This is a genomic window from Dehalococcoides mccartyi CG5 (assembly GCF_000830885.1).
Classification (GTDB): domain Bacteria; phylum Chloroflexota; class Dehalococcoidia; order Dehalococcoidales; family Dehalococcoidaceae; genus Dehalococcoides; species Dehalococcoides mccartyi_B.
On sequence record NZ_CP006951.1, the window covers coordinates 536,184 to 562,227 of the forward strand.

At 45.8% G+C, this 26,044-nt stretch carries 26 protein-coding genes and 5 tRNA genes; 18 read left to right on the forward strand and 13 right to left on the reverse strand.

What is annotated here, in order from left to right; genetic code table 11:
- Window positions 1-115: 115 nt before the first annotated feature.
- From X794_RS02750 to X794_RS02805, 12 genes are all read left to right on the forward strand, one after another.
- A complete protein-coding gene (locus tag X794_RS02750; RefSeq protein WP_011928999.1) occupies window positions 116-1,390 on the forward strand; it encodes a cation:proton antiporter in 1,275 nt (424 codons plus the stop codon).
- Window positions 1,391-1,425: 35 nt separating this feature from the next.
- Window positions 1,426-1,497 (forward strand) — tRNA-Arg (locus X794_RS02755).
- Window positions 1,498-1,531: 34 nt separating this feature from the next.
- Window positions 1,532-2,104 carry a 2-oxoacid:acceptor oxidoreductase family protein gene (locus tag X794_RS02760; protein ID WP_011309194.1) on the forward strand — a complete coding sequence of 191 codons (573 nt, stop codon included), beginning with the start codon at window positions 1,532-1,534 and terminating at the stop codon, window positions 2,102-2,104.
- Window positions 2,097-2,393, forward strand: a complete 297-nt coding sequence (locus X794_RS02765; protein ID WP_011929000.1) for a 4Fe-4S binding protein — start codon at window positions 2,097-2,099, stop codon at window positions 2,391-2,393. Before X794_RS02760 ends, X794_RS02765 begins: the two co-directional genes overlap by 8 nt.
- Entirely contained in the window at window positions 2,393-3,565 is a 1,173-nt protein-coding gene (locus X794_RS02770) for a transketolase C-terminal domain-containing protein (protein WP_011309196.1), read from the forward strand. Before X794_RS02765 ends, X794_RS02770 begins: the two co-directional genes overlap by 1 nt.
- Entirely contained in the window at window positions 3,565-4,506 is a 942-nt protein-coding gene (gene porB, locus X794_RS02775; RefSeq protein ID WP_011309197.1) for a pyruvate synthase subunit PorB, read from the forward strand. Before X794_RS02770 ends, porB begins: the two co-directional genes overlap by 1 nt.
- Entirely contained in the window at window positions 4,482-4,955 is a 474-nt protein-coding gene (locus X794_RS02780; protein ID WP_011309198.1) for a complex I 24 kDa subunit family protein, read from the forward strand. The genes porB and X794_RS02780 overlap by 25 nt, the downstream gene beginning before the upstream one ends.
- Complete coding sequence (locus tag X794_RS02785) at window positions 4,955-6,826, forward strand: NADH-quinone oxidoreductase subunit NuoF (RefSeq protein WP_012984284.1); 1,872 nt, start codon at window positions 4,955-4,957, stop codon at window positions 6,824-6,826. Before X794_RS02780 ends, X794_RS02785 begins: the two co-directional genes overlap by 1 nt.
- 12 nt (window positions 6,827-6,838) lie before the next feature.
- Entirely contained in the window at window positions 6,839-7,561 is a 723-nt protein-coding gene (locus X794_RS02790; RefSeq protein ID WP_011309200.1) for a 2Fe-2S iron-sulfur cluster-binding protein, read from the forward strand.
- 55 nt (window positions 7,562-7,616) lie between these two features.
- Window positions 7,617-7,694 (forward strand) — tRNA-Pro (locus tag X794_RS02795).
- A gap of 90 nt (window positions 7,695-7,784) precedes the next feature.
- The gene (locus tag X794_RS02800; protein WP_012984285.1) at window positions 7,785-8,474 is read left to right on the forward strand and encodes a molybdopterin-dependent oxidoreductase; all 690 of its coding nucleotides are present in this window, start codon (window positions 7,785-7,787) and stop codon (window positions 8,472-8,474) included.
- A 161-nt stretch (window positions 8,475-8,635) separates the two neighbouring features.
- Window positions 8,636-10,105, forward strand: coding sequence for a dihydrolipoyl dehydrogenase family protein (locus X794_RS02805; RefSeq protein ID WP_011309202.1), 1,470 nt, complete (start codon window positions 8,636-8,638; stop codon window positions 10,103-10,105).
- Window positions 10,106-10,141: 36 nt separating this feature from the next.
- On the opposite strand, the gene X794_RS02810 is transcribed toward X794_RS02805, so the two are convergent.
- Window positions 10,142-10,216 (reverse strand) — tRNA-Gly (locus tag X794_RS02810).
- Between the two features lie 148 nt (window positions 10,217-10,364).
- Between X794_RS02810 and X794_RS02815 the strand changes: the two genes are divergently transcribed.
- Window positions 10,365-10,751, forward strand: coding sequence for a zinc ribbon domain-containing protein (locus X794_RS02815; protein ID WP_011309203.1), 387 nt, complete (start codon window positions 10,365-10,367; stop codon window positions 10,749-10,751).
- A 16-nt stretch (window positions 10,752-10,767) separates the two neighbouring features.
- A tRNA-Ile gene (locus tag X794_RS02820) sits at window positions 10,768-10,842 on the forward strand.
- Between the two features lie 69 nt (window positions 10,843-10,911).
- On the opposite strand, the gene X794_RS02825 is transcribed toward X794_RS02820, so the two are convergent.
- On the reverse strand, window positions 10,912-11,709 hold the full coding sequence (locus tag X794_RS02825; RefSeq protein ID WP_034376578.1) for an SDR family NAD(P)-dependent oxidoreductase: 798 nt from the start codon (window positions 11,707-11,709) through the stop codon (window positions 10,912-10,914).
- Between the two features lie 144 nt (window positions 11,710-11,853).
- Here X794_RS02825 and hflX point away from each other — a divergent pair, with 144 nt between their 5' ends.
- A complete protein-coding gene (hflX, locus tag X794_RS02830) occupies window positions 11,854-13,065 on the forward strand; it encodes a GTPase HflX (protein WP_011929006.1) in 1,212 nt (403 codons plus the stop codon).
- 3 nt (window positions 13,066-13,068) lie between these two features.
- On the forward strand, window positions 13,069-13,281 hold the full coding sequence (locus X794_RS02835; protein WP_011309206.1) for a hypothetical protein: 213 nt from the start codon (window positions 13,069-13,071) through the stop codon (window positions 13,279-13,281).
- 627 nt (window positions 13,282-13,908) lie between these two features.
- Here X794_RS02835 and X794_RS02840 read toward each other — a convergent pair.
- The 7 genes from X794_RS02840 to dxs all read right to left on the reverse strand — a co-directional run bounded on the left by X794_RS02840 (window position 13,909) and on the right by dxs (window position 22,115).
- Window positions 13,909-15,075: an LL-diaminopimelate aminotransferase gene (locus tag X794_RS02840; RefSeq protein ID WP_011309226.1), complete on the reverse strand. Its 1,167-nt coding sequence runs from the start codon at window positions 15,073-15,075 to the stop codon at window positions 13,909-13,911.
- Window positions 15,062-15,916, reverse strand: coding sequence for a diaminopimelate epimerase (gene dapF / locus X794_RS02845; RefSeq protein WP_011929008.1), 855 nt, complete (start codon window positions 15,914-15,916; stop codon window positions 15,062-15,064). The genes X794_RS02840 and dapF overlap by 14 nt, the downstream gene beginning before the upstream one ends.
- Window positions 15,903-16,889, reverse strand: coding sequence for a tRNA (adenosine(37)-N6)-dimethylallyltransferase MiaA (miaA, locus tag X794_RS02850; RefSeq protein ID WP_034376574.1), 987 nt, complete (start codon window positions 16,887-16,889; stop codon window positions 15,903-15,905). Before miaA ends, dapF begins: the two co-directional genes overlap by 14 nt.
- 61 nt (window positions 16,890-16,950) lie before the next feature.
- Window positions 16,951-17,712, reverse strand: coding sequence for a triose-phosphate isomerase (gene tpiA / locus X794_RS02855; protein ID WP_034376572.1), 762 nt, complete (start codon window positions 17,710-17,712; stop codon window positions 16,951-16,953).
- 11 nt (window positions 17,713-17,723) lie between these two features.
- A complete protein-coding gene (locus X794_RS02860; RefSeq protein ID WP_011929011.1) occupies window positions 17,724-18,929 on the reverse strand; it encodes a 2,3-bisphosphoglycerate-independent phosphoglycerate mutase in 1,206 nt (401 codons plus the stop codon).
- On the reverse strand, window positions 18,922-20,115 hold the full coding sequence (locus X794_RS02865; protein WP_034377008.1) for a phosphoglycerate kinase: 1,194 nt from the start codon (window positions 20,113-20,115) through the stop codon (window positions 18,922-18,924). Before X794_RS02865 ends, X794_RS02860 begins: the two co-directional genes overlap by 8 nt.
- Window positions 20,116-20,213: 98 nt before the next feature.
- Window positions 20,214-22,115: a 1-deoxy-D-xylulose-5-phosphate synthase gene (gene dxs, locus X794_RS02870; RefSeq protein ID WP_012984288.1), complete on the reverse strand. Its 1,902-nt coding sequence runs from the start codon at window positions 22,113-22,115 to the stop codon at window positions 20,214-20,216.
- A gap of 163 nt (window positions 22,116-22,278) precedes the next feature.
- Between dxs and X794_RS02875 the strand changes: the two genes are divergently transcribed.
- The gene (locus X794_RS02875) at window positions 22,279-22,830 is read left to right on the forward strand and encodes a COG2426 family protein (protein ID WP_012984289.1); all 552 of its coding nucleotides are present in this window, start codon (window positions 22,279-22,281) and stop codon (window positions 22,828-22,830) included.
- 39 nt (window positions 22,831-22,869) lie between these two features.
- A tRNA-Arg gene (locus X794_RS02880) sits at window positions 22,870-22,946 on the forward strand.
- A gap of 393 nt (window positions 22,947-23,339) precedes the next feature.
- Here X794_RS02880 and hpt read toward each other — a convergent pair.
- The 4 genes from hpt to infC form a co-directional block, all read right to left on the reverse strand.
- Window positions 23,340-24,740: a hypoxanthine phosphoribosyltransferase gene (gene hpt / locus X794_RS07280; protein ID WP_011929015.1), complete on the reverse strand. Its 1,401-nt coding sequence runs from the start codon at window positions 24,738-24,740 to the stop codon at window positions 23,340-23,342.
- A 112-nt stretch (window positions 24,741-24,852) separates the two neighbouring features.
- Entirely contained in the window at window positions 24,853-25,212 is a 360-nt protein-coding gene (gene rplT / locus X794_RS02890) for a 50S ribosomal protein L20 (RefSeq protein WP_011309236.1), read from the reverse strand.
- Between the two features lie 18 nt (window positions 25,213-25,230).
- Window positions 25,231-25,434 (reverse strand): 50S ribosomal protein L35, encoded by a 204-nt coding sequence (gene rpmI / locus X794_RS02895; protein WP_011309237.1) that lies wholly within the window; start codon window positions 25,432-25,434, stop codon window positions 25,231-25,233.
- Window positions 25,427-25,984, reverse strand: coding sequence for a translation initiation factor IF-3 (infC, locus tag X794_RS02900; RefSeq protein ID WP_077998058.1), 558 nt, complete (start codon window positions 25,982-25,984; stop codon window positions 25,427-25,429). The genes rpmI and infC overlap by 8 nt, the downstream gene beginning before the upstream one ends.
- Window positions 25,985-26,044 lie beyond the last annotated feature (60 nt).

Sequence of the window (26,044 nt, forward strand, 5' to 3'; positions counted from 1 at the left end):
TAATTTATTGTTTCAAAATATATTTTCCCGCGGGTAGCTTGCCGTACCAATTAGCAAATTAGATTATCGGCAGTTTTTTTGCTAGAATAGGTCAAATTATTCTTAAGTGGCGGGTATGGAAACAGAAATATATTTTAAATTCATACTTTCTTTCGGTCTTATTTTGCTTGTTGCCCGTTTGGGCGGAGCTATTGCCGAGCGTTTTCTTAAGCAACCGGCGGTTATTGGCGAACTCTTAGCCGGTATTATTATTTCGCCCTTTCTGCTGGGTCAATTCCTCTTTGCCAATGACCCGGTTATTATGAACTTTGCCCTTATTGATGGTGTGTTTAGCCAGAATGGTGAACATCTGAGCGGATTTGCTCCCATGGAAATTATTTCGCAGATAGCGGTAGTAGTGCTGCTGTTTGTGGCAGGGTTAGAAACCAACGTTACTTCGTTTATAAAAAACAGCTTTACCGGTGCTATGGTGGCCATAGGCGGGGTGGTTGTTCCATTTGCTTTGGGTGTGTTTAGCGCCATGTACTTTTTCCCTGACTTGCATATGGCCGGCTGGCTCTTTATCGGTGCCATATTGACTGCTACCAGCATTGGCATTACGGTGCGTATCCTGATGGATATGGGCAAACTCAGTTCCCGTGAAGGCACTATCATTCTGGTAGCTGCGGTGGTAGATGATATTATCGGTCTGGTTATCCTGTCTGTGGTTATTTCCATGGCTCAAAGTGGCAGTGTAAATGCACTTAGTGCCGTAACCACCGGTGTTATTGGTTTTGCCGTCTGGCTGGGTATACTTTTGCTGGGCGTATATGGTCACAAATATATATCCAAATATATACTTACCCCGTTCAAATCTTCCGGCACTATGCCGGTTATGGCTTTGATTGTGGGTTTGATAGTTTCCTATCTGGTCACTCTGGTAGATTTGCACCCGGTGGTTGGTGCCTATGTAGCCGGGCTTATGTTTGCTTCCACAATGGAAAAAGAGGAAATACTCCACCAGACCCGCCCTATAATGCTTTTTATCGCCCCGTTCTTCTTCGCTTACCTTGGTATGCAGGTAGACTTGAGGGAAGTCTGGGCTGTTATTGTACCGGCACTGGTTATAGTGGTACTGGCCATTATCGGCAAGATTGTAGGCTGTTACTTCCCTGCCCGGTTCGTGGGCAAGACCAGCCATAACGGTGCCATGATAGTAGGCGTAGGTATGGTACCCAGAGGTGAGGTGGGACTTATCGTAGCCGGGGCGGGGCTTATTGCCGGGGCTATCACCCGTGACCTTTTCGGCATTGCGGTAGCTGTCAGTATTTTGACTACTCTTGTTATGCCTGTCATGATAAAACCTTTCTTTAAACCAAAAGCTGAAGCTAACGCCAAACGGCTTCCTTGAGGAAAAACATAGCTTAAGGTAAAATTGGGTATTATGCCTCTGTAGCTCAGTGGATAGAGCACCAGCCTCCGAAGCTGGTGGCGAGAGTTCGAGTCTCTCCAGGGGCACTTTTATAAAGCGGGGAGGACTACCACCATAGACATGAAACATTTTATTGAAATCAGATGGCATGGGCGTGGCGGTCAGGGTGCGGTAACCTCAGCTGAGCTTATCGCCCAGGCAGCAATCGGTAAGGGAAAGTATGCTCAGGCATTCCCCAGTTTCGGGCCTGAACGCAGAGGTGCCCCGGTTCAATCTTTCAATCGTATCAGTGACAACAATCCCATCCGTGAACGTTCAGGTATCAACCAGCCGGATATTGTGGTGGTGCTTGACCCCAGTTTGGTTATCATCGGGAATGTAATCTCAGGTCTTAAAGATGGTGGCACTCTTATTATCAACACCACAAAGCCTCTGGAACATTTTGCTTCTCAATACGGTGATCGCTGGAAAGTAGCCACAGTTGATGCAACTGCTATTGCCAAAGAAGTCTTAGGTGTCAATATTGTTAATACAACCATGCTTGGCGCCCTTATAAAGGCTACCGGTCTGGCGGATATGGAAGCCTTCGAAGAACCTTTAAAACACCGCTTTGGAAAGCTGGCTGCCAAAAATATGGCTGCTATGAAAAAGGCCTTTGAAGAGACTGTTGTAAAGGAGCTTAAAGTTGGCTAAACAGGAAAACCAGATTACCTGGCAGGAAGTGACACCCGGCTGTATAGTCAGTGAACCCGGCAATGCCAGCCAGTACAAGACCGGTGATTGGCGTTCCCAACTACCTATTCACAATTTTAAAAAATGTATAAAATGCGGCGTATGCTATATATTTTGCCCCGAAGGTTGCATAAATGAGACCAAAGAGGGCTTTTTCGAAGCAGACCTTTTCTATTGCAAGGGTTGCGGCATCTGCGCTCATGAATGTCCCACCGGAGCTATTGTTATGAAGGATGAGGAGGAGAAATAATGCCCAGAGTAGGCTTAGAAGTTTCTATTGCCCTGAGTGAGGCAGTTGGGCTTTGCAATGCTGATGTTATTGCTGCTTATCCCATTACTCCTCAAACTCATATTGTTGAACATTTGGCCGAGATGGTGGCTGAAGGCGAGCTGGATGCTGAATATATACCGGTGGAATCTGAACATTCAGCCCTGAGTGCCTGTTTGGGCTCGGCGGCAGCCGGTGCCCGCACTTTTACCGCAACTGCCGGGCAAGGGCTTGAGCTTATGCACGAGGTGCTTTATGTGGCTTCCTCTATGCGGCTGCCTATTATGATGGCAGTTGCCAATAGGGCTCTTTCCGGTCCGCTTTCAGTTTGGGGTGACCACTCTGACGTAATGTCCTGCCGTGATATCGGCTGGATACAAATATTTACTGAAAACGGGCAGGAAGTGGTTGATAACACTATCTGTTCATTTAAAATAGGCGAAGACAAACGGGTGCTCTTACCTGTTATGGTTCACTTGGACGGTTTTCATCTTTCTCATGTTATTGAGCCTATTGAGATGCCTGAGAGAAAGCAGGTAGATGCTTTCCTTAGTGTTAACGACTATCCGTATGCACTAAACCCTGATAATCCCCGTGCTATGGGTGATTTTGCCCCCCCGGTGATTTTCACCGAAGCCAAGTGGGCACAGGAACAGGATTTTCAAAAATCCAAAGCTGTTATTTTGGAAGTCTGGAAGGACTTTGAGAAGCAGTTTGGCCGTTCTTACAAACCGGTGGAAACCTATCGCACCGAAGGTGCTGAAAACCTGCTGTTCACTATGGGCAGTTTTTCAGAGACTGCCATGTCCGCCATTGATAAAATGCGTGATGACGGCATGAGTGTGGGGCTGGTTCGGCTTCGGCTTTGGCGCCCCTTCCCCTTTGAGGAGTTGCGCACTGCTGTCAAAGATGCCAAAAACCTCATCGTGCTTGATCGTGCCTTGTCAATAGGTGGTCCGGGTGGTCCGGTCTGTTCCGAAATCAAGGCCGCTCTATATCCTCTGGAGAAAAAACCCAAGATTGTCAGCATTATCGGCGGTTTGGGTGGACGGGATATAACCGTTGCCAATTTTGAGGATATCATGAAGAAAGGTCTGGCGATTGCTGAAAAAGGCAGTCCTAACGAATACGAAATATATGGAGTGAGGGCATAATGCAGAACTATTCAGTATTTGTTCCCAAGCTACTGCCCAAACGTGAGTTATTTGCCCCCGGACATCGCGGGTGCATAGGTTGCGGCGAGGCTCTGGCAGTCCGTCTGGCTACCAAGGCTATGGATGAAAATACCATAATAGTAAATGCCACCGGCTGTATGGAAATTATCGCCTCCCAGTACCCCTATACCTCATGGCGTTTACCCTGGATACATACGCTGTTTGAAAATACAGCAGCAGTTGCCTCCGGTGTGGAGTCGGCGCTCAAGGTGCTTAAACGTAAAAAACGGATAGAAGACAAGGATATAAAGATTGTAGCCATCGGGGGTGATGGAGCAACCGTAGATATCGGGCTTCAGGCACTTTCGGGTGCTATGGAGCGCGGCCATAATTTTACTTATATCTGTTTTGACAATGAAGCCTATATGAACACCGGTATCCAGCGTTCTTCAGCTACCCCCTTCGGGGCAGCCACCACAACCTCGCCGGCCGGCAAGGTAGGCAAAGGCCAGTTTTCATGGAAAAAGGATATGCCGGCTATTGCAGTTGCCCATAATATCCCGTATGTGGCCACCTGTTGCCCCAGCTATCCCTTTGACATGATTGAAAAAGTCAGCAAAGCTTTGGCGGCTGACGGGCCGGCCTATATACATTGTTTGTCTGTTTGTCCTACCGGCTGGCGCTGTGCAACCGAAGATACCATAAAGATTGGACGGTTGGCAGTTGAAACCGGTGTTTTCCCCCTGTACGAGGTTGTTAATGGTGAGTACAAGATGAGCATGGAAACTCCCGCACTTAAGCCATTAAAGGAATACACCAGTCTTCAGCGGCGGTTCCGCCACCTGACAGAAGAATCTCTGGACCTTATTCAGGAAAGAGTTCAGCTGGAATACAATAAGATTGCAGAGAGGGCGGCATGTGCACTGAAACTAGAGAAATAGTAGCGCCAAAAGTTAAAGACATTCTGAATAAATATGCCAAAGACAAAGGTATGCTGGTAGCCATACTGCAGGATATCCAGACAGAGTTCAATTATCTGCCCCGTCCTGCTCTGGAAGCTGTAAGCCAGGGACTGGGTGTTCCTATGAGTCAGGTTTATAGTGTGGCCACTTTTTTCAAGGCCTTTAGCCTGAAACCCAAGGGCAAGCATTCCGTTCATGTGTGTATGGGGACTGCCTGCCACGTACGCGGTGCCAGCAAGATACTGGATAAACTGGTTGAAAAACTGGGTTGCTGTGCAGGTGAAAATACCGAAGACATGAAATTCAGCCTTGATGCTGTAAACTGTGTCGGTGCTTGTGCTTTGGGGCCTGTAGTTGTAGTAGATGGCCAGTACGTGGGCAATATGACTACCGAAAAGGTAAAACCTTTGATTGAGGGATGCCAGTAATGAGTAATATAGCGATTAAAAAGTTTAGCAGTGCAACCGAACTTGAAGCCAAAAGGCAGGAAATTCTTAAAAGCAGGAATTCGGGGCAGGCGGTTATTGCTATTTGTTGCGGTACCGGTTGTCAGGCTTACGGGGCTAAAAAAGTTGCAGATGCCTTTGAAGAAGAACTGGCTAAAGCCGGTTTGGGAGATAAGGTTGAGGTAAGGACTACCGGTTGTCATGGTTTTTGTGAACGCGGTCCACTGGTAGTTATCCGCCCCCAGAATATTTTCTACCAACGTCTAAAAATTTCAGATATACCTGAAATCATTGAAAAAACCATAAAGAATAACGAAGTAATAGAACGATTGTTGTATGTTGATCCCATGACCAAAGAGAAAAAGGTGCATGAACATGATGTGCCTTTTTACAAAAAACAGATGCGTCTGGTTTTTGGCAACAACGGCAATATAGACCCTACCTCTATAGAGGACTATCTAGCGGTAGGCGGCTATAAATCTCTGGCCAAGGCTATATCCAGCCTGAAGCCTGATGAAATTGTGGAAGAAATTATTAAATCCGGTCTGCGCGGTCGGGGTGGCGGCGGTTTTCCCACCGGCTGGAAATGGAAGTCCTGCAGGGAAGCCCATGACCCGGTAAAGTATGTAATCTGTAACTGTGACGAAGGTGATCCCGGTGCATTTATGGATCGTTCCCTTATGGAGGGCAATCCCCATAGTGTTATAGAAGGCATGATTATCGGTGCTTATGCTATTGGCTCGCACGAGGCGTATATTTACATTCGTGATGAATATCCTATGGCGGTTAAGCACGCCCTTCTGGCCATAAAACAGGCCGAAGATTATGGTTTGCTGGGTGAAAATATACTGGGCAGCGGGTTTAGCCTGAAAATCCATATAAACAGAGGCGGCGGAGCTTTTGTTTGCGGTGAATCTACCGCCCTTATGGCCTCCCTTGAGGGTAAGGTTGGCGAACCCCGTGCCAAGTATGTTCATACCTCTGAAAAGGGTCTATACGACAAGCCTACCACTCTTAATAACGTAGAGACTTGGGCGAATATACCCCTGATTATAGAAAAAGGGGCAGACTGGTTTAACAAAATAGGCACTGCTGGCAGTAAGGGTACCAAGATATTCTCACTGGTAGGCAAGGTCAACAACACTGGGCTTATTGAAGTTCCCATGGGGATTACCCTTAGGGAAATTGTGTATGATATTGGCGGTGGTATCCCCAAAGGCAAGAAATTCAAAGCTATTCAGACTGGCGGCCCTTCCGGCGGCTGTTTGCCCGAAAGTATGCTGGATCTGCCGGTGGACTTTGATGAGCTTACCAAGGCCGGCTCTATGATGGGTTCAGGTGCCATGATTGTTATGGATGAAGATAACTGCATGGTGGAGATTGCCCGTTACTTCCTGAGCTTCCTTGAGGGTGAATCCTGCGGCAAATGTGTACCTTGCCGTGAGGGTGTCAAACGTATGCGCCAGATTCTAGAAAAGATAACTAAAGGTGAGGGCGAAGAGGGAGACATAGAGCATCTGGAACAGCTTTCACAGGCTATACAAGACGCTTCTTTGTGCGCTCTGGGCGGCAGTGCTCCCAATCCGGTTATGTCCACCATAAAATACTTCCGTGAGGAGTATGAAGCCCATATCCGGCAAAAGACCTGCCCCGCCAAGGAATGCAAGGCTCTTATTACCTATAACATTATTGATGCCAACTGTCCCGGCTGCGGTTTGTGCTATAAAGCCTGTGCAACAGGGGCTATCATTTCGCAGGGCAAAAAGATGCCGGTCATACTTGACCAAAGCAAATGTACTAAATGCGGTGCGTGTTTTGACGCTTGTAAGCTACACGCCGTAGAAATCAGATAAGGTAGGGTGGCTATGATAAATTTAACCATAGACGGCAAGAAGTATCAGGCAGAAGAAGGTCAAACAGTACTGGAAGTAGCCCACCGGCATGGTATTTTTATTCCTACCTTATGTGTAGATGAAGCGGTTTCAGCCTATGGAGCTTGCCGCTTATGCATGGTGGAGATTGATAGAAAAGGGCGGAAAAAACTGGTTGCTTCCTGCCTGTATCAGGTTGAAGAGGGTTTGGTAGTTACCACCCAGAATGACCGGATTACAAATATCCGCAAAACGGTGATAGAACTCCTGCTGGCACGTTGCCCTCAGTCAGAGGGTGTTCAGACCATGGCAAAAAAACTGGGTGTAAATGGGACACGGTTTGAAAGCGAAAAACCTGAAAATTTATGTACCCTATGCGCCCTTTGTACCAGAGTTTGTTCCGAGGTAGTGGGCAAGAGTGCCATAAGTCTGGTAAGCAGGGGTACCGGCCGTGAAGTCGCCTTGCCGTATTACGAGGATAAGACAGATTGCATAGCCTGCGGCTCTTGCGCTTATATATGTCCCACCGGGGCCATAAAAATGAAAGATGGGAATGGTGTGCGTACTATCACTTGGCCTAACTGCGAGGTCAGTTTCAAGCTTAGGCGTTGTGCCAAGTGTGGCGCTGAATGGATTCCTGAAAAACAGATAAAGCATATTCTAAATACCACCGAAGTTCCTGAAGATTTCTTTAATATCTGTCCTGATTGCCGTTAATTCGGGTATAAGGCTTCCTTGACCCTGTAACATAGCTTTGTTATACTGGCGCCTGCGGGGTGTAGCGCAGTCTGGTTAGCGCGCAGCGTTTGGGACGCTGAAGTCGGAGGTTCGAATCCTCTCACCCCGACCAGGCCATTTCCAAAAGCCAGTCCGATGCGTTTGTGTTATTATTAAGTGTGTAGTAATGCAAACGGTTTTCTGCCATGAAGGGGAGAAAACAATGGATTTAAAACGCGGGTTTGGGGTCTTGGTAGTCCTGCTTCTTGCCGTCTCCATGTTTCTAAATTCCCAAAACATATCTTTTGGCGACATATTTTCTAATGATACCCCGGTTACCTTGGATGGGGTACAGATACTGGAATATGAAGGCAAAGATCTTACCTCTATCCTAAACCTCAGAGATAATTCCATTTCCGGCCCACCCGAAATTGATACCGTGTCTTATACCTTGAATATTAACGGGCTGGTCGGCCAGGAACTTTCGTTTACTTACGATGAACTAAGAACCCGTTTCAACCCTTATACAAAAGTAGTCACCCTGCATTGCGTAGAAGGCTGGGATGCTACTATGCTTTGGGAAGGTGTTCTTTTTAAAGACATTGCAGGTATGGCGGGTATTAAGGGTGAAGCTGATACGGTCATTTTTCACGCTCTGGATGGATATACCACCGCTCTCAGCCTTGATTACCTGATCTCAAATAATATCATGCTGGCCTATAAACTGAACGGTGTAACTCTGCCTGCCAAGTATGGTTTTCCTCTTCAACTGGTTGCTGAAAGCAAGTGGGGCTATAAATGGATAAAATGGGTTAGCCAGATTGAATTTTCTGATGATGAAAATTATCTGGGTACTTGGGAACGGCAGGGATATTCCAATGATGCAGACTTGAACAAAGGGTTCTTTGACTAAAACCATTGACTTGCCGCAAACGCCTGATAGAATAAAACTAACTGCCTGCCTAAGTCTAAAATTACATAATATTATCAGGTGGGTTGCCGAATAGACGGGGTAGGGGAGAGGTTTAATCCCGCCGGGCTTCAGCAGGTTTGTCAGACGGAAAGAGAACAGGTATGAAATTTCAATATGATCTGGTGGTTATTGGCAGCGGATTGGCCGGGTTTACTTCGACTGTTTTTGCTAACGGACTGGGTAAGAAAGTAGCTATGGTGGAAAAGGGCAAATTGGGTGGTGCCTGTACATGGAATGCGTGTGTGCCATCCAAGACTTTGCTTCAAATAGGACGCCGTGTCGGTCAAATAAAAAAATACAACCAGAATGGGTTGAAACTGGTCAGTGTAAACTTGCAAACGGAAAATATTATGCCATACCTGCATTCCGTTCTGGAAGATATTTCCGGGGTTGATGATTTTGATAATTTGGAAAAGACAGGCATAAATATACTAAAAGGTGAAGCCGTATTTACCGATAGGCATCATATCAGTTTGAACGGACAGGTTGTTTCAGCAAAACATTTTATTATTGCCACTGGCTCAAGTCCGGCAATTCCTCCTGTAGAAGGATTGGCAGATATACCTTATTATACAAATGAAACAGTATTTGACATAAAATCCATACCATCCTCGATGATTGTACTGGGAGGAGGGCCAGCCGGTATCGAACTGGGGCTGGCCTTTGCCTGGTTGGGATGCAAAGTGGATATTATTGAAATGGCAGAACGTATACTGCCGAAAGATGACACCGAACTAAGCGGGTTATTACTAGATTATCTGAATGCTGAAGAAAACCTGCAAATTCATGTTTCTACCAAGGCAATTCGTTTTCAAAAACAGGATAATGGCCAGTTGAAGCTTGAAATGCAAACCCGTGAAGGAAAAATTAGTGAAATCACGGCCGAAACAGTGCTGGTTGCGGTGGGCAGGCGGGCAAATGTGGCGGGGCTTGCACTGGAAAAAGCCGGGGTGAAATATACAGCACGGGGCATCAGTGTTAACAGCAAACTCCAAACCAGCTCTTTAAATATATTTGCAGCCGGTGATGTGGCAGGTCCTATCCAGTTGGGCATGATGGCCGAAAAACAGGCTATTTTGGCAGCAAGCAACGCCTGCTTGCCATTCAAACAGAGCATTAGGTATGACGATGTGGCTTGGGTAACATATTCCGAACCTCAAATGGCCCATATTGGTCTGACTGAAGATGAGGCCAGACGTAAGTACGGCAATAACATTCGGATTATCCGCTACCCGCTAACCAAAGTACGCAGGGCGGTTATGGATCATGATATTCGCGGTATGTGTAAATTTGTACTGGACAAACATGACAGGTTGATAGGGGCACACCTGCTGTGTTCACAGGCTGAAAACCTTATCCATGAACTGCAAATAGTAAAATGCCTGCATAAACCACTTTCAAGACTTCATACTATTCCCCATATTTATCCCACTTATGAAGAAGGGATAATAAAACGGGCAGCAGATATCAGCTATACAATGAAAATGCGTCGCAATCCGTTTGTCAGGCTGGTACTGCGCTACTGGCATGGTTACAAAGACAAGCTGGATACAGTGATAAACCGCCTCTGACCTTGGTTTGGCGATTATATCTCAGGGGAAGAAAGATGGAGCGGGAGACGGGGCTCGAACCCGCGACAGCCTGCTTGGAAGGCAGGAACTCTACCACTGAGTTACTCCCGCTAATTAGCAGGGTTATTCTAACCTGAACAATCAAACATGTCAAAGGTATTTTATGAGTAAAGGCCACTATCTTTTTGCTTGAACGAAGATATAAAACATGTTAGAATTCTCTGCAGATTAAAGATAACAAGTTCATCGGAGGTAACTCATGCCAATCTACGAATATTCATGTTCAAAGTGTAATAAAGTCTTTGAAATTATGAGACCCCGGAGTGAGTCCAGCTTGTCAGCCACTTGCCCTGTTTGCAGTGCCGAATCTACACGCATTATTTCGGATTTTACTCATGGCGTAGCTTTTTCAAAAGATGCACCTGAAATGCGCAAGGATTCTGCCAACGAAAAAATGTGGATTTCTGAACAAAAAGTTGCTGAAAACAAAATTAAAGATCCTGATCCGCTGAAGAAATGGCGTGAAGAACGCGAAAAATCCTGCGGCAAGGGGCCTGAGGCTTGGGTGGAATATGCCAAACAGGAAGAGGCCAAAGAACAAAAAGTTAAAGATTACGGTACCGGATTTACCGGCCGCGAAGTATAAAGTAGTTTTATCCTGAGGGCTCGTAGCTCAGGGGCAGAGCGGGCGGCTCATAACCGCTTGGTCGTAGGTTCGAAACCTACCGAGCCCACCATATATAGAAAGTAAAGGGGGGAGAGTTAAATACTCTCCCCCCTGTTTATTTGAGGATTTACCACTGGTGTTAAACTAACAGAGCACCGCCGTCAGCCACAATCACACTTCCCACCATGTAATCTGCAGCTGCACTTGCCAGGAAGAGGACTACCTTGCCGATATCATCCGGTTCACCCATCCTCTTGAGCGGCAATTTTGCCACAAAAGATTTAGATAACTCTATCAACTGTTCGGCTGACATACTGCCGCTTGGCATCAAGGCAGATGCACCGGGAGTATTTATCCCACCCGGGGCCACAGCATTTACCAGTATGCCATGGGGTGCCCATTCCTGAGCCATAGCTTTGGTAAGCATAATTACCCCGCCTTTGGATGCGTCATAATGAGCCAGATTGCCGGTAGGGCGGAAGCCATCTATAGAAGCTATATTTATTATCTTTCCTCCATGTTTTGCCGCCATCATAGCTTTGGCGGCTGCCTGCGAGAAGAACATAAGCCCCTTAAGATTTATACCAAGAGTCTTATCCCACATGGCTTCGGTCATATCAATAGCAGGCATAAAACGGTAAATGCCGGCATTATTCACCATAATATCCAGATCTCCAAATGCCTTCAGGGTGGCATCTATAACTTTTTGAGCATCGTTTATATTGTTTACATCAGCCTGGATTGCAGTAGCTTTGCCTCCCAAAGCTTTAATCTCGGCTGATGTTTTTTGGGCAACCTCCAGATTCAAGTCAGGAATCATTATGCTGGCACCCGCTTCGGCTAAACGCATGGAAATCCCTTTTCCAATACCCATTGCGCCGCCGGTCACGATAGCCACTTTGCCCCTCAGGTCAAACAACTCGGCTATGGTCATCATTATTGCTTCCTCCTATATAGTATTAGTCCATTGGTACTAGCTCTTATTTTGAATTATCAGGTGGAGGTGTGTCAATACGTGTTTTAACTTAATTATGGAGGCAATATGGTATATAATAGATGAATATGTATATACTTTACATAAATGGAGGATACCATCAATAAAACAGTTGGAAATAATGTAGTAATACAGCCGGAAAGAGCTGTTTTGGCAGCGGTGGATACCAACCGTAATTCAAACTGGGCTATAGAAGACTCACTGGACGAATTATGCCAGCTGGTGGCTACCGCCGGTGCAACTGTAGTAGGGCGTATAATCCAGAAGCTTCATGCACCTGCCCGAAACTCATACTTGGGAAAAGGCAAGCTGGACGAACTGATAGAGATGAAAAAGGAACTTGACTACAATCTGGTCATTTTTGATGATGAACTTTCGCCTATTCAACAAAGGTCACTTGAGGAAGCATTGGGTGTAAAGGTAATTGATCGGGTGGCCCTTATTTTGGATATATTTGCCAAACATGCCAATACCCGTGAGGGCCAGCTTCAGGTAGAGCTTGCACAAATGCAGTATTTACTGCCAAGGTTGGCAGGCCAATGGAGTCATCTTGAAAGACTTGGCGGCGGTATAGGTACCAGAGGACCGGGTGAATCCCAGCTTGAAACTGATAAGCGTATTGTTCGTACCAAGATACGTAATCTGAAAGAACACCTGGATGAAGTAACCATTCAACGGGAACTGTACCGTGAGAGAAGGCGCATGCGTGGCGTACCGGTGGTTTCATTGGTTGGCTATACCAATAGCGGTAAAAGTAGCCTGCTGAATGCCGTTGCCAGAACAGATGTACTGGCTGAAAACAAACTTTTTGCTACTCTTGATCCAACTACCAGAAGGTTGTATATAAACGGATTGGGCAATGTATTGTTGACAGATACAGTGGGCTTCATTCGCAAGTTGCCTCCCGCCATTGTAAAGGCTTTTCGGGCTACGCTGGAAGAAATAAACCAAGCTGATTTGCTGGTACACGTAGTTGACATAACTGCTAAGAATGCTTTTGAACAGTGTCAAACAGTGGAAAAAATACTTACAGACATGGGTGTAGCTGATAAACCGCGCTTGACTGCTATGAATAAAATAGACCTGAAATTGGATACTAACCGCAACTGGACTGAAGAAGAGGCCTTAAATTTATTAAAAACAGAATGTCCGGTGGCGGAAAATACAGTGCTTATTTCTGCTGTGAAGCGTTGGGGGTTGATCGAATTGAACCTCATGCTCAAAGAAAAGTTGATTAGTATGGGTTTTAACCCCGGGTATGCGGTTTATGATGAAATTGGGGAAAAGAAAGAGCAGTAACAAATGGAAAATGAATTGGCCGGCAATATTATGTCCTGTTTTGATGAATTAGCCCTAGGGCTTAGCCGCCGGCGGGAATTATTAGCTAGAAAAGGTGCCTGTGAAAACTATTATTTTTATTATGATTTAGCGGCTATTGATGAAGAGGAAAGCAAGGCTTTAAACAGGCTGAATAACCTGGTCAAGCAGGATATAGAGAGAAATACCGCTATTTAAACGTAGAAAAAGACAGCCCGTAGAATCCAAATCTAGGGCCTTTTATGGGGCAAGCAATGCAATCCTTTAGTATATTGTACCCTTTGTTACCCCTTAATTAATTAAAATCATCAAACATGACTAGATTGTAGGTCATGTTTGTTTAAGCGGGATTTAGGATAGGGGGCTAAGGGTTTTATCACAGCATATACATTTATCTAATTGGTCGCATATATTTTGTTGATAAAAGTCTAAAATATATTACACTCTTATAAATCAAAATTACCCGTGATTGTAGTAGCCATAGTACCAGTCATTTATTAAGCTTTATAGTGGTTCGCACTATATATGTTATGTAATATGTACGAATAAAATATGGACTTAACATAATAATGGGGTAAAAAATATATTACAGATATTTAATAAATAGTTGGATTTGCCGCAGTTGCGGTTTGGGATTTATGCATGCCCGAAAATGTTTTAATTTAAAATTTGGGGGCTTTGGGCTGGCTATTCCAACGAAGCTATTGAAATAACCCCCTACTGATATTGGCTGATTGTCGAAACGATATATCAAAAGGGGGTTCACGCCGTGAAATCTTTGAACTCCTTACGTGAACCCCCTAAAACTAGCTAAAGAAGACTTGTCTAAGACGATTTTTTATAGCCAGCCAGTTTGGCAATACCCTTTTCAATCTGTTCATCAGGTACGGTCAGCGATAACCTTATATAGCCTTCGCCGGCAGTCCCATAGCCTGTACCGGGGGTGACGACTACGCCGGTTTTATCCAGCAGTTCTGTAGCAAAGCTGGCTGAGGTATAGCTTTCAGGTACAGGTGCCCAGATGTATAAACTGGCTTTGGGGGCTGTAACCTCCATACCTATATTGCGTAGTGATTCTACCAAGCGGTCACGACGGCGCTGATATATGGCACAATTCTGGTTTATAATTTCTTGTGAACCGTTCAAAGCCGCAATAGCCATCAGCTGGATAGCTTGAGGTATGCCTGAATCAAGGTTGGATTTGAAACGTCTCAAGGCATCTATCATTTTGGCATTACCAACGGCCATGCCTATCCGCCAGCCAGTCATATTATAACTCTTGGAGAGGGAATGAAACTCAATCCCTACATCTTTGGCACCGTCAGCCTCAAGGAAACTGACAGGTTTGTAGCCGTCAAAAGCTATTTCAGAGTAAGGTCCGTCATGGCAAACTGCCAAGTTGTGTTTGGCGGCAAAATTAGCTACTTCTTGAAAAAAACTTAGGCCAGCTACGGCGCCGGTCGGATTGTTGGGATAGTTTATCCAGAGAACTTTGGCCTTTGAAAGGATATTTTGCGGTATGGCTTCCAGGTTAGGCAGGAAGTTATTCCCCTTGTTTAGCGGCAGGTTAAATACCTCTGCGCCTGCCAGTTGACTGCTGATGGCATAAACCGGATAGGCAGGGTTTGGCACCAGCGCAATATCCCCGGGGTCAAGGAAACACCAGGCGGCGTGCCCTATACCCTCTTTAGAACCTATCAAGGGTAAAACCTCGGTGTCCGGGTTTAGTTTTACTCCGAAACGTTTTTGATACCATTCCGCCATAGCTTTACGTAGTACTGGCAGCCCCTCGGTTTCAGGGTAACGGTGGTTAGATGGATCTTCGGCCGCTTTGCAAAGTTCCGCCAAGATGTGTTTCGGGGTGGGTAAATCAGGATCGCCAATGGCAAAACTGATTACTTCCTCTCCTTTGGCGCGTTTTTCAGCTATCTTTTTGCTTATCTGGACAAAAAGATACGGCGGCAGATTCTCAATCCGTTTAGATAATTTCATCTTTCAACCATTCTCCCGTGTATATAATTTCAGCTTTTCCGGTCAGATAAACGTCATCATGACCGTCCCATTCAACTCCAAGTGTTCCGCCCGGTAACTTTATGTAAACGAATTTACCGACATATCCCAGTATCTGGGCGGCAACCGCCACTGCAGATGCACCGCTACCGCAACCCAGCGTCTCCCCTACCCCTCGTTCCCAAACCCGCACTTTTATATGCTCGGTATCAAGAATATTTGCAACTTCAAAATTGGTACGTTTTGGGAAAGCTTTATGGATTTCCACCTGTGAGCCCACTTCACCCAGAGGGAATTCTTCAACCGGTTTGGTGCAAAAATGGATAGCATGCGGATTACCCATAGATACCAGTGAAACAAGCACCCGTCGGTTATTTATATTTAAAGGAAAATCAGAAATAAGCTGTCCGTTATAGTGCTTTGGATCTGGTTCGGCGGCAACAGGTATCTGGTGGGCTTCAAACATGGGTTTGCCCATGGTGGTGCGTATCCGTCCGTCTTTAAATATCTGGGCGTGCCGCATACCCGCCAGAGTTTCAATACTCAGTTCGTCTAGGTTGCCAAGTAGTTTGTTTACAGCTATATAATGAATAAGGCAACGCAAGCCATTGCCGCAGATTTCGGCTTCAGAGCCGTCTGCGTTGAAAATGCGCATCCGGAAATCTGCTTTCTCGGAAGGCAAAATCAGCATCAGCCCGTCAGCACCGGCACCAAAGTGGCGGTGGCACATATGGAGTGCCAGTTTTGGCCAATCCTGCTCTTCACCTTGCGGGTCCAAGAGAACAAAGTCATTGCCTACGCTTTGCAATTTAGTGAATTTCATTTTTATTCTCCGTAGCCAGGAAATCACAGACTAGTTGGATAATTCCGTTACTCCTGCTTTCTTCAAGTGTTATCCAGTGTATATTAGTATCCGTCAGACGGAAATAGGTATTTTGCTGGCGGATAAGGCGGTGGGTTTCAAATTTCATCTGTTCCACTGCCTCCGTCAGGCTGATACCGCCCTCAATGTATTTGGCTATCTGGCGGTAGCCTATGCCTGACATAGATGGCAAACTGGCTTTATAGCCTTTTTCCAGCAGAGAGCGAACTTCCGCCTCCAGACCTTGTTCTAACATTTTTTCTACCCGCAAGTCAACGGTGCGGTAAAGTTCTTCACGGGGTATATGTATACCTATCTTAAATACCCTGTACGGCGGTGGATTTTTGATAAGGAGTCCAGAAAATTTTCCTCCGGTTTTGTGGATAACCTCCAGTGCCCGTACAACCCGGCGGATATTGCGGGGGTCTATCTGGGTAGCAGCCTGCGGGTCCTTTTTTTCTAGTTCTGTAAAAATGACATCTCCCCCTTCTTTTTCCGCTTTTTCGAATAGAGCGGCACGAAAGGTTTCATCAGGGGCTACCGGGGGAATACTCCAACCCTCAAGCACGGCTTTCAGGTATTGCCCGCTCCCACCTACCAATACAGGTAAACGGTTTTGGGTATGGAGACTATCTATAGCCTGATAAGCAAGTGTCTGATATTCTGCCAGACTGAAAGGCTGGTCAGGTTGAATAAAACTGTAAAGATAGTGAGGTATTTCTAACATTTCTGACAGGGTGGGTTTGGCGGTGGCAATATCCATCCGGGAATATATCTGGCGGCTATCCGCATTTATTATGCCGGCAGGGATAACTTTTGCTAAATTTATAGCCAGAGCGCTTTTACCTGAGCCGGTGTTGCCCAGAATGACCAGTAAAGGCGACAGGGGCAAATTTGAGGCGTTTGCACCGGTGGTGCTATCAATTATACTCATTGGTCTCCCTGTATGGCTTAAAAAGGGTTTAGGAACGCTGAAGAATTTGCTGAGTTTCTTTTTAGTGCTTATTTTGAATAACGGCGGCTTGGCGGCAAATGCTTACAAAAGATTCAGCCTTTAGGGAAGCGCCACCCACCAAAGCCCCGTCAATATTCGTCTGAGAAAGAATTTCGGTAATATTTTTTTCATTTACACTGCCGCCATATAGTATAGGAGAAGTTTGGGCTGCGGCATTACCAAGAGTATCACCAAGCACCCGGCGGATATAACCAATGGAAGAGTTGGCTTCTGAAGCGGTAGCGGCCTTGCCGGTGCCGATTGCCCAGATGGGTTCGTAGGCTATTATGATACAGCTGAGGTTAAGCCCTTCCAGAGCCTCTTTTAGCTGGGTTTCCAATACTTGGCGGGTTTGGCCGTTTTCATTCTCTTCAGGCTTTTCGCCCACGCATACTATCGGGAGTAGGCCAGCCTGAAGAGCGGCCTTTATCTTTTGGTTGACCACCTGTCCTGTTTCACCGAAATATGCCCGTCTTTCAGAGTGGCCTATAATAACGTATTGGCAGAGTTCTTCCAGCATCAGAGGGGATATCTCACCTGTATAAGCCCCTTTTTCCTGATAGAAAAGGTTTTGAGCACCTAGTTTGATGCTGCTATTTTCCAGCATGGTTTTTATGGGATACAGCGATATAAAGGGCGGGCAGATTATTTTCTCAATGCCTTCTATCCGCTCAAGTTCGCATTTCATGCTCTGAACAAGTGTACAAGCTTCGGAAAGAGTGGTATTCATTTTCCAGTTTCCAGCAATAATAATTTGCCTCATAAAGCTTGCTCCTAGGCTCCGAATTTGCCAAGTTTAAGGGCATTAGCCATGGCTAGCGGCATAATATCACTGGCTGGTATATGCCCTAGTCCGCCCTGCAGGCAGTCTGTTTCCGAAAACCGGCAGACCTTGTCCGGACGGCAATATTTCGAATAAATAAGCACCGGTACTTCATGCCAGCTGTGACCCTGAATAACAGCCGGGGTGGAATGGTCACCGCTTATGGCTACCACATCCGGTTTTAAACTCAATATTTCAGGTAGTATCTGGTCCAGTTCTTCCAGTGCCTTGACCTTGCGTTCAAAGTCACCGTCTTCACCGGCGGCATCTGTGGCTTTGACGTGAAGAAAGAAAAAGTCGTATTTTTCAAAGTTAGCCTTATAAGTGGCTATTTCATCACTTAGCATTGAACCGGTAGGCAATACGTCCATGCCTACCACTTTTGAAAGTCCCCGGTACATGGGGTAACTGGCAATCGCGGCCGTCTTAAGTTTATAAATTTCGTTCATAGTGGCAAAGCAGGGTTTTTCTGAAAATCCCCGCAGCAGTATCATGTTGGCCGGGGCATGGTCTTTAAGGGTTTTAGCTGCAAATTGCAAAAACCGGTTTGCTACTTTTGCCATAAGCCGGGCATTTTCAGCTAAGGGTTTAACCTCTTCGGGAACAGCTCCAAGTTTTTGGGGGTCTGAATCAGTAACCTTTTCAGATAAACCGCTACCCCTGAATATAACTACCAGACGGTGGTCTTTTACCGGTTTTACAATTACCCTGATACCATCAAACTCCTGTCCGTCCAGAAGGGTACAAAGTTTGGCACTGACTAAGCTTGAAACCCGGCCAGCTCGGCGGTCACAAATAAGCCCCTGCTTATCTACTGTACAGAAGTTGCCCCTAGTGGCCACATCTCCCGGTTTTAGGTCAAAATCTATTCCCAATGCTTCCAATACCCCACGCCCTATTAGGCAGTCAACCGGGTCATAACCGAACAGTCCCAGATGGCCGGGGGCACTACCGGGGGTTATACCGGCCGCAACCGGACTCGCCATACCGCAGATGCTTTTGCGGGCTAATTCATCCAGATTGGGGGTACGGGCGGTCTCAAGTTCGGTCTGCCCGCTTTCGGGGTGTGGCAAACCGCCCAATCCGTCTATTACTAGAAGTACAATCTTGCTGGGAGTAGTTTGTGAAAGCTGGCTGACAAGATTTAATTTATTCATTTTTCTTTGCAAGCACCTCTACGCCAGGTAATTTCTCACCGCTGAGAAACTTGAGTGAAGCTCCGCCACCGGTGGAGACGAAGCTCATCTTGCTGGCAATATTCAGTTCAGTTACAATCTCGGCGGTAGAACCTCCGCCGATAATGGTAGTGGCATGAAGACGGGTCATAGTATTTACCATTGCCCGTGTACCCTCTGAAAATTGGGGTATTTCATAAATGCCCATAGGACCGTTCCAGAAGACTGTCTTGCATTTCTCAAGATGCTTGGTAAAATGGGTAATCGTAAGAAGACCAATATCTACAATCTTGGCTGTGTGAGGTATATTTTCAACACTCACATTTTCTGCTCTGGCCTCAGGGCCTATTTTATCAAATGTAACCAGCACGTCATCCGGCAAAATAATTTTAACATTTTTTGACTTTGCTTTGTCCATAAGCATTTTGGCGGTATCCAGACTATCATCAATAAGCGAATCACCTATCTCAAGTCCCTGAGCCTTTAGGAAAGTGGCTGCCATGCCTCCGCCAATAAGAATGGTATCCACCTTATCCATTACGTTTTCCAGCATGCCTACCTTGTCACTTACCTTGGCACCGCCCAGCAATATCATAAACGGTCTGGGAGGATGTTCAAGTACTTTCCCCAGAGCATTAAGTTCTTTTTCAAGGAGCAAGCCTGCCACAGCCGGCAGGTATTTGGCAACCCCTACAATAGATGCATGTTTGCGGTGGGCAGTACCAAAAGCATCATCTATATATATATCAGCCAGATCTGCCAGTTTTTTAGCAAATATAGGGTCATTGGCTTCTTCCTCAGGGTGGAAACGCAGATTTTCCAGCAATAGAACCTGGCTGTCTTCCAGCGCATCTACCTTGGCTGCTACCTCATCTCCGATGCAATCAGAGACTGTAAATACTTCCTGTCTGAGTATTTCAGATAGGCGTTTCGCCACCGGGGCAAGGCGCATGCTTTCAACTATCATACCATCCGGCCTTCCCAAGTGGCTGCATAAAATAACTTTGGCCTGGTGGTCCAGCAGATAATCAATGGTAGGAATTGCCGCCCGTATGCGGCTATCATCATTGATAGTACCGGTTTCTTCATTTATGGGGACGTTAAAGTCCACTCTCACCAGAGCTTTTTTACCAGAGAAATTTAAATCTCTGATTGTTAAGTTTTCCATGAACGCTCCTGAAAAGGTCTTATTATTCATAACCGACACCAACCTTCCTAAGGTGGTTTCGGGTTATAGCGGTTAATAATTTTCAGTAGTTGGTTTCCCTATGGGCAAATTATTTGAGGGTGTTTCATTTCATTGGGATTGCCTACCAGAGATAATACTCTTTGGGCTATACCTTTTCCGTCTAATCCGTATTTGGCACGAAGCAGGCTTTGGTTACCATGTTCAACAAATTTATCCGGTATGCCAATATTGGCAATCTTGATTTTATTCACCAATCCGGCTTCTGCAAGGAGAGTGTTTATTCGGCTCCCCAAGCCTCCGGAGATTACGTTTTCCTCAACTGTAACGAGGTACTTATGGCTTTGGGCTATTTTTAAAACAAGTTCGCTGTCCAGTGGGCTGATATAGCGGTTATTTACTAAAGTGGGTTTAATACCGCTTTCGGTCAGTATTTCCAGGGCGTCTTTGGCAAAAGCTACGCTTTTACCGGTGGCTAAAATAGCTACGTCACTGCCATTGACCAGGATTTCATTTTGACCTATTGGTATATTATGTAAACTACTTTCTATTTCAGCCCCTTCGCCAAATCCTCTGGGATAGCGAAGAGCAAAAGGTTTACCCGAATTGACAGCGGTATATATCAGATGTTGCAGGTCATTTTCATCAGATGGTGCGGATACAACCATATCAGGTATCAAAGACATGAAGGATAGGTCAAAAATACCCTGATGGGTTTTACCGTCATCTCCTACAATGCCGCCCCTATCAATCGCAAATACTACCGGCAGTTTTTGCAAACAGACGTCATGGATTATCTGGTCAAAACCGCGCTGGAGGAAAGTAGAATAAATAACTACTACGGGTATATAACCCTGGGTAGCCATTCCGGCTGCAAAAGTGACGGCATGCTGTTCGCAAATGCCCACATCAAATACCCTGTCAGGGAAAGCTGCGGCAATTTCACCCAGCCCGCAGCCATCTGTCATGGCGGCAGTTATGGCTACTACCTGCGGGTTTTGGGACATAATTTTATGTAAAGTTTGACCGAATACCTGGCTATAGGAAAGCCCATGACTACTCTTCAACCCGCCGGATTTGGGCGAGATTCCGTGATATTTTACAGCGTCAGCTTCAGCATCATCATAGCCTTTGCCCTTTTTTGTAATCATATGGATAAGTACCGGCTTGGATTCAAAGTCTTTGGCGCGTTTAAGTGCCGCCTCAAGTTCGCGTATATTATGCCCATCCACCGGCCCCAGGTAAATAAAGCCCAATTCTTCCCAGAGACTGCCAGGTAGCATGGATTTTTCAAATTTGCGTTTAATGCTTTTAGTAAAAGCCCAAACAGCTTTGCCGAAAGGCATATTAGTTATGGTTTGCTTGGCATTCCGTTTGGCAAATTCAAAACGCGGATCAAAGCGGACATTATTTAAAAACTTGGATAAAGCCCCGGTAGAAGGAGATATGGCCATGCCGTTGTCATTAAGAATAACTATAAACTTGGTGTGTAAATGTCCGGCATTATTGATAGCCTCAAAAGACATGCCGCCGGAAATGGCTCCGTCTCCGATTACTGAAATAACGCTGTAATCTTCTTTGGCCAAATCACGGGCTACAGCCATGCCCAGTCCGGCTGAGATGGAGGTGCTGGCGTGGCCTGCCCCGAACGGGTCGTGCGGGCTTTCATCACGGCAGGTAAAACCCGATAATCCGCCATGCTGGCGAAGCGTGGCAAATTGTTCGCGGCGGCCGGTTAAAAGCTTGTGGGCATAAGACTGATGGCCCACATCCCAGATTATTTTATCTTTGGGGCTTTCAAAAACGCGATGCAACGCAATCGTAAGCTCAACGACGCCTAAGCTTGAGGCTAAATGTCCCCCGTTTAAAGTCACTCGGTTAACGAGCTCTTCGCGGATTTGGACAGCCAGCTCTCTTAGTTCGTCCAGAGAAAGCTTTTTCAGGTCTGAGGGACTATTTATTGTGTCTAGCAGTTTTGACATTTCCAAGTTGTGTAGAATAGAAATTTCCAATCCTGTATTCAAATTATAGTAACAGTTGTGTTCATACTAGTCAAGCTAGAAAATGTTGACTATCCTAGCAGTATTTGCTAGAGTTTTGGGGACAATAGGCATATAAAATGCCAAAAGAGGTTATAAAAAGGACTTGTCATCAGAATTTTGGCTTGGCTTGGGGTTACCACCGGAGTTGCTGGTTTTCCTGGCAGCAGTTCTGCCTGTTTCTGAGTTACGCGGGGCTTTGCCGCTGGCTATAAATGTGCTTGGTATACCATGGTATTGGGCGTACTTGATTGCACTGGCAGGTAATCTATTGCCAATACCAGTTATATTAGTTTTGCTGGAAAAAGTATTAAACCTGCTTGAGCGTTTCAGTTTTATGCGTGGTTTTACCCGGTGGATTTATGCTTTGGGTCAAAGAAGAAGCACTCCGGTTGAAAAGTATAAACGCATCGGGCTTATGATGTTGGTGGCTGTACCACTGCCCGTTACCGGTGCTTGGACAGGCTCATTGGTGGCAGTAGTACTGGGTCTTAACTACAAAGAGGCTTTGATTTATATCAGTCTGGGGGTGGCTATTGCAGGGGTAATAGTGACCTCTTTGTGTTTGCTGGGCTGGTTCGGAGCTATACTTGCGGGAGGAGTGCTGGGTGGTATCGGGGTTTACCGCATAATACACTCAAAAAACCGACCTCTTTAACTTGACCTTAAAAGCTGTAAAATGGTAGCATTTTGTCGTGTCCCCGTAGCTCAGTTGGATAGAGCAACTGCCTTCTAAGTAGTGGGCCGAGAGTTCGAATCTCTCCGGGGACGCCACTTGATTTTTCCTCCTGCTGCTATAAAAATATTTCCCCTGTTCCAAGCGTCATATATGTCAAATATTTAATAGATTTGCGAATACTAAACTAATTAAGGGTGTATGAGAGCGCCCTTTTCATTTACACAGGTGTGGATAGTTTTAAATACGGTTGCTGGTGTATCAGCGGGTGTGGCATATTAAAACTGTCCCAAGTGACCGAAGCAATGGCGACGGAAACTGACCCAGATAACCTTAGTAAGTTCTACCAAAATACGGAGCTAGGTAATCTAAAGAGCCCTCTCTGAAGATTGTCCAGGAACTGGGTAGGTAGAAACCGAAAGGGAGCTCCAAGGTTAAAACGTCCCGAATGCATAGGCTACTTGGGGCAACTATTTTATCAGGGTTTAAAATCAGGGGTTCTGTTTTATACCGGGTATGCCTATAAACGGAAGATTCCGGTATTCCTCATGGTAATCCAGCCCATACCCTACCACAAATTCATCCGGCAGTTCAAAACCTACATAGTCAATATTTATGTCAATAAGTCGTCTTACCTTGCGGTCAAGAAGGGTGCAAACCTTGAGGCTGGCAGGATTTTTAGACCTGAGATGGTTTAACAGATAGTTCAGGGTTATGCCTGTATCCACAATGTCTTCAACAAGCAGCACATCTCTGCCAGCTACCTCCAGATCCATGTCCTTGGTGATGCGTACCATAGATGCATTGCTGCCGCTGTAATAGGATATGGTCATAAAATCTATATCCAGCGGAATAGCTATCTGGCGTATTAGGTCTGCCATAAAACAGATAAATCCCCTTTGCACCCCGATAAGTATGGGGCGGTTATCCGGGTAATCATCAGATATTTGGCGTGCCAAGCTGGCCACTCTCTCGGCGATATCCCCGGCGGTATAAAGCACCCTGTCTATGCCGTGAGCTCTGGTCTGAGCCAATGGGCCGCACCCGTACTTGGATAACAGACGTGCATAATCATTTTTATATAACAGGCTTATTTTTATATCAGGGTAAAGCTCTCTTAGCATTTTGAGTTTATGGTTTTTGGTAGTAACCAGACTTTGCTTCAAAGTGGTCAGCTCTATATACATGTCCAACCCCGGCAGATAAAAATCAGGGGTAAACATTTCAGTAACCAGTTCACCTTCCCAATCCAGCGGGAAAGAACGGGGTTCATATATCCACTCTATATTATAGAAATCCAGTAAACGGGCAAATTCAGTCTCGCTCTGGTGGGCAAAGGTGATATTTTGGGCGGTTTTCAGGTTTGAAGCTGGCATTGAGGCAGTGTTATCCACAGGTGCTGTGGTTGTCGGCAATGTACAAAAGGCCAAAGAGATTATACGTGCCATATTTTCAGCAAAAGTTATATCCTGCTGGCTGAATTCGTAAAAATCTTTGCAGTAAAACCTTATACTGCCGATAACTTTTTCCCGATAAATAATAGGACTACCCAAGATAGAAGAAAATCCGGCTTTTAAAGCCATCTGCGGGAACTGGATACGGTGGTCATTTTGGACATCGGTTATGGCTGTAGTTTGAATGTTTACCGTTTCTCCTATGCTGTCTGCGGCTGAAAGAACGCCTTTGTGGATATAAAACTGGGGCAGACCGAAGGAGATATTGTGGGAAAGTTTTTGTCCTGCCGCATCTATAAGCAGTAGTGATACGGCACAATGACTGGCCCGTGCCGCCAGACGGATAATCCCTTCCAGCTTTGCCTTAAGTTCAGCCGGGGTGTTTAGACTTTGGATTGACCGGCTAACGGCTTTGTAAAAAGCCCGCTCTTTGTTCAAGGCACACTCCCTTAATGCAATTGTAAAATGGCAGATGGGGTATGTCAATTTAATAAATGGAAAAACCGCTGTTTTTCGACAGCGGTCAATTATCCATTTGGGTGGTTTAGGCTTAGTTAGCTTTAGCAGCAGCGGCTTTGGCAGCCACAGCGGCGAAAGCAACAGTGTCTGATATGGCCATATCGGCTAAAACTTTACGGTTTATATCAATACCGGCAACCTTAAGCCCTGATATAAGCTCACCATAAGTAAGCCCTTCAGCCCTGGCAGCCGCATTGATACGGGTAATCCAAAGCCTGCGCATATCACCTTTGCGTGCTCGTCTGTGGGCAAAAGCATAGCTCATGGCATGAACCATGGACTCATGTGCCCGCTTGAACAGCGAATGTCTGGTTGAAGCGTGGCCCTTTGTTAAGGCCAGGACCTTCTTATGTCTTTTATGTGTGGCTAAGCCACCTTTAATACGTGCCAATGTAATACCCCTCCCTAGTTAGCTTACACCATACGGAATTAATTTCTGAATACGAGCCCTGTCCACTCCGGCCACCTGAGACATTTCGTCAAACTGACGGAGTACTCTGGCGGATTTATTACGGCGCAGGTGGCTTTTCATGCCCTTGCTGCGCATAATTTTGCCGGTACCGGTTACATGAAAGCGCTTTGCAGCGGTCTTTCTGGTTTTCATTTTAGGCATTCGCGGTTTCCTGTCCTTCCTTTACCTTAGACACTTTGATAGCTGCCTTAGGCAAAAGTGTTAAATGCATTCTGGATCCGAGTAACGAAGGTTGTCCTTCTATAGTTGCAATATCAGTTAACGAATCAGCCATTTTCTTAAGTAACCTCAGCCCCAGTTCAGCGTGGGTTATTTCCCGTCCCCGGAACATAACAGTTAGCTTTACTTTATCTCCGCTTTCAAGTTGTTTGCGGGCGGATCGGGCTTTAGCATCAAAATCATGCTCACCAATTTTGGGACGCACACGTATCTCTTTTAACAGGGATACCTTCTGCGTTCTCTTAGCCTCACGGTCCTTCTTGGTTTGTTCAAAGCGGTATTTACCGTAATCCATCAAACGGCACACGGGGGGTACCGCTGTAGGAGCAACTTCAACCAAATCAAGATTGATTTTCCTGGCCTGTTCCCGGGCCTGTAAAATTGGCAAAATTCCTAACTGTTCACCTTTGTCACCTACAAGGCGACATTCCCGGGCAGTTATTTGATTATTGATGCGAAGTTCCTTAAATATTCCTGGCTACCTCCTTAACGGACAAGTGTCTATTCTGGCAAAATATACCATAGTTCAGCT

Bases quoted from the DNA above. Each gene is read 5' to 3' on its own strand.
- dxs (WP_012984288.1), bottom strand. From the start codon at position 22,115: ATGTCAAAACTGCTAGACACAATAAATAGTCCCTCAGACCTGAAAAAG.
- X794_RS02840 (WP_011309226.1), bottom strand. From the start codon at position 15,075: ATGAAATTATCTAAACGGATTGAGAATCTGCCGCCGTATCTTTTTGTC.
- X794_RS02865 (WP_034377008.1), bottom strand. From the start codon at position 20,115: ATGGAAAACTTAACAATCAGAGATTTAAATTTCTCTGGTAAAAAAGCT.
- X794_RS02825 (WP_034376578.1), bottom strand. From the start codon at position 11,709: ATGATGACCATAGCCGAGTTGTTTGACCTGAGGGGCAAAGTGGCTATC.
- X794_RS02780 (WP_011309198.1), top strand. From the start codon at position 4,482: ATGTGCACTGAAACTAGAGAAATAGTAGCGCCAAAAGTTAAAGACATT.
- X794_RS02835 (WP_011309206.1), top strand. From the start codon at position 13,069: ATGGAAAATGAATTGGCCGGCAATATTATGTCCTGTTTTGATGAATTA.
- hflX (WP_011929006.1), top strand. From the start codon at position 11,854: ATGGAGGATACCATCAATAAAACAGTTGGAAATAATGTAGTAATACAG.
- X794_RS02770 (WP_011309196.1), top strand. From the start codon at position 2,393: ATGCCCAGAGTAGGCTTAGAAGTTTCTATTGCCCTGAGTGAGGCAGTT.
- porB (WP_011309197.1), top strand. From the start codon at position 3,565: ATGCAGAACTATTCAGTATTTGTTCCCAAGCTACTGCCCAAACGTGAG.
- X794_RS02760 (WP_011309194.1), top strand. From the start codon at position 1,532: ATGAAACATTTTATTGAAATCAGATGGCATGGGCGTGGCGGTCAGGGT.
- X794_RS02800 (WP_012984285.1), top strand. From the start codon at position 7,785: ATGGATTTAAAACGCGGGTTTGGGGTCTTGGTAGTCCTGCTTCTTGCC.
- X794_RS02785 (WP_012984284.1), top strand. From the start codon at position 4,955: ATGAGTAATATAGCGATTAAAAAGTTTAGCAGTGCAACCGAACTTGAA.
- X794_RS02815 (WP_011309203.1), top strand. From the start codon at position 10,365: ATGCCAATCTACGAATATTCATGTTCAAAGTGTAATAAAGTCTTTGAA.
- miaA (WP_034376574.1), bottom strand. From the start codon at position 16,889: ATGAGTATAATTGATAGCACCACCGGTGCAAACGCCTCAAATTTGCCC.
- X794_RS02750 (WP_011928999.1), top strand. From the start codon at position 116: ATGGAAACAGAAATATATTTTAAATTCATACTTTCTTTCGGTCTTATT.
- rpmI (WP_011309237.1), bottom strand. From the start codon at position 25,434: ATGCCTAAAATGAAAACCAGAAAGACCGCTGCAAAGCGCTTTCATGTA.
- tpiA (WP_034376572.1), bottom strand. From the start codon at position 17,712: ATGAGGCAAATTATTATTGCTGGAAACTGGAAAATGAATACCACTCTT.
- X794_RS02790 (WP_011309200.1), top strand. From the start codon at position 6,839: ATGATAAATTTAACCATAGACGGCAAGAAGTATCAGGCAGAAGAAGGT.
- X794_RS02805 (WP_011309202.1), top strand. From the start codon at position 8,636: ATGAAATTTCAATATGATCTGGTGGTTATTGGCAGCGGATTGGCCGGG.
- dapF (WP_011929008.1), bottom strand. From the start codon at position 15,916: ATGAAATTCACTAAATTGCAAAGCGTAGGCAATGACTTTGTTCTCTTG.
- X794_RS02860 (WP_011929011.1), bottom strand. From the start codon at position 18,929: ATGAATAAATTAAATCTTGTCAGCCAGCTTTCACAAACTACTCCCAGC.